We start from the raw sequence: 3,268 nt of genomic DNA on the forward strand, positions 1-3,268 counted from the left end.
GAAAATGTTGATGTTGAGTGCGATGATGCGCTATTCACCCCAGAGTATCGGGAAGCGCTTACTGAAGCAGCAACGCCGCAGGATAAACCTAAGGCTAGCGATAGTCCGATTATATTTGGCCGCAACATTCGCGGCGCTGCAGATGCTGCGCAACCTATAAAAGCAGTTCAGGAAGAAGCACGCAACGTAATACTTACTGGAAAAATCCTTAATTATGAAACGAAAGAGTTAAAATCAGGGCGGTTTTTATTGACCTTTGATCTTGTTGATTCTACTGACGGTATTAGTGGTAAAGTCTTTTTTGATAATAAGGAGCAATTTGATAAGACTGCCGGAGCTATTAAGAAAGGTATGCAAGTGACCGTTAAGGGCACTGTACAGTATGATAAATTTGCTAATGAACTGATTTTGTTTGCAGATAGTATGTGCCGGGCTGAAGAAGCTGCCGAACGCCAGGATAATGCGGCTGTTCGCCGGGTTGAACTGCATGCTCATACTCGCATGAGCGCTTTGGATGCTGTTGTTTCTGCCAAAAATTTAATAAAAACTGCGGCAAAATGGGGGCATCCGGCAATTGCTATTACTGACCATGGCGTGGTACAAGCTTTTCCTGAGGCATATGAAGAGGCTAGTAGTGCCGGTATTAAAGTCATTTACGGAATGGAAGGTTATCTCTTTGATGAGGACATTAATCAGGCCAGACATATTATCATTTTAGCAAAAAACAATATTGGCCTTCGTAATTTATATCGACTGGTATCGATATCTCATTTGCAGTATTTGCACCGTACTCCACGTATTCCTCGGGCTATACTTGACGAACATCGAGAAGGATTGTTATTAGGTTCAGCATGTGAGGCTGGTGAGTTAATTCATGCTATCATTCAAGGGGCCAGCCAAGAGGATTTGCTTAAGATTGCTCAATATTACGATTATCTAGAGATTCAGCCAACAGGTAATAATGAATTTTTATTGCGAAAAGGTAAAATTGCCGACGAAGAGGGATTGCGCGATATTAATAGAAAGGTATGTGAAATTGGCGCAAAACTGGGGAAATTAGTGGTTGCTACTTGTGATGTGCATTTTTTAAATCCGGAAGATGAAGTATATCGTCGTATTCTTATGGCTGGACAGGGGTATGATGATGCTGATAGGCAGCCGCCGCTTTTTTTCCGGACAACAGACGAAATGTTGGCAGAGTTTAGCTACCTCGGACCCGAGAAAGCTTATGAGGTGGTTGTTGAGGCTCCGCGTAAGATTAATGAGCTCATTGAAGCCATCAAACCGATTCCCGAAGAATTATATGCACCGAAAATTCCTGGTGCAGAAGAAGAAATCAAGTATATGTCTTATCAAAGAGCTGAATCGCTTTATGGGACACCGCTTCCCGAAATAGTAGCTAAGCGCCTAGAATATGAGCTTAATTCGATCATCAATAATGGGTTTGCGGTATTGTATTATATTGCCCATAAGCTTGTGAAAAAATCGATGGATGATGGTTATCTTGTCGGCTCCAGGGGTTCCGTAGGATCATCTTTTGTAGCTACTATGACAGGAATTACCGAAGTAAATCCTTTGCCGCCACATTATCGTTGTCCACGTTGTAAATATAGTGAATTTATAACCGACGGAAGCTATGGCGGTGGCTTTGATTTGCCGGATAAAACATGTCCACACTGCCAAACCAAGCTAGCGAAAGACGGACATGATATTCCGTTTGCAGTATTTATGGGATTTCATGGCGATAAAGTTCCAGATATTGATCTTAACTTTTCCGGTGATTATCAGCCAGTAGCACATAAGTATACAGAAGAATTGTTTGGTCGTGATAATGTATTCCGGGCAGGTACTATTGCTACCATCGCAGAAAAAACAGCCTATGGTTTTGTAAAAAACTATTTAAGTGAGAAAGGCCAGGTCGCTCGTAACGCTCATATAAATCATTTGCTTAGTGGCTGTACCGGAGTTAAGCGGACTACCGGACAGCATCCGGGCGGAATCATGGTTGTGCCCCGGGATATGGATGTGCATCATTTTACGCCAATTCAATATCCTGCTGATGATAAAAACTCATCTACTATTACGACCCATTTTGATTATCATTCCATTAGTAGTCGATTAGTAAAACTTGATATTTTAGGTCATGACGATCCTACCGTAATTAAGATGTTGGAAGACTTGACTGGCATTGATGCTAAAACCATCCCTTTTGATGATCAGGCGACGATGAGTTTGTTTTCATCAACCGAAGCTATCGGGGTTTCACCAGAAGAACTTAACAGCAGTGTTGCTACTTTTGGCATACCGGAATTTGGGACGAAATTTGTTCGTCAAATGCTTGAAGATACTAAGCCTAAGACATTTAGTGAGTTGGTACGAATAAGCGGTTTTTCCCACGGTACTGATGTATGGCTAAATAATGCCCAAGATCTTATCCGAAGTGGAACGGCAAAGTTGTCAGAAGCCATTTCTGCAAGGGATGATATTATGGTTTACCTTATCCATAAAGGTGTTGAGCCCCAAGTGGCTTTTAAAATTATGGAAAGCGTGCGCAAGGGAAAAGGAGTAAAACCCGAAGATGTCGAGAAAATGCGAGAAAAGAATGTACCTGAATGGTATATCGAATCTTGCCAAAAAATTAAATATATGTTTCCTAAAGCTCATGCTGTTGCCTATGTCATGATGGCATTTCGTATTGCTTATTGTAAAATACATTATCCCTTGGCCTTTTATGCATCCTATTTTACTGTTAGAGCCACTGAGTTTGATGCCGATTTAGTGGTTAAAGGTATAAACGCCGTAAAGGCTGAGCTTACTGCGCTAGAGGAAAAAGGAAATGCTATTACAGCTAAAGAGAAAAGCACTCATACCATCTTGGAGATGGCCTATGAGATGTATTTGCGAGGGTTTACCTTTAAGCCTGTTGACTTGTATAAATCAGATGCGACCAAATTTCAAATTGTTGATAATAGTCTTTTGCCACCGCTAGGAGCCTTACAAGGTGTAGGGGCTTCTGCTGCACAAAACATCGTAGCTGCTAGGCAGGAAAAGCCTTTTTCGTCGATTGAGGATTTGAGGACTCGCAGCCGGGTATCTAAGACGGTTATTGATATTTTAAGAAAGCATGGCTGCTTGGTAGGGCTTGATGAAACAGACCAAATTAAGTTGTTTGCTTGATAATTTTAATTGACTAAGTTGGTTGTAAGATTACCATTTTAATGGTATAATATTTGCAGTATAAAAGTATTTTACTTTTTAAGAGTGGGTA

General features: G+C 41.1%; 1 protein-coding gene. It reads left to right on the forward strand.

Translation table 11 applies throughout. From position 1 onward, the window contains the following. Positions 1-3,177: PolC-type DNA polymerase III (locus AC29Z1_RS07005; RefSeq protein ID WP_488270744.1), on the forward strand; the 3,177-nt coding region annotated here is incomplete at its 5' end. Positions 3,178-3,268 lie beyond the last annotated feature (91 nt).

Source organism: Sporomusa sp. (genome assembly GCF_057736855.1).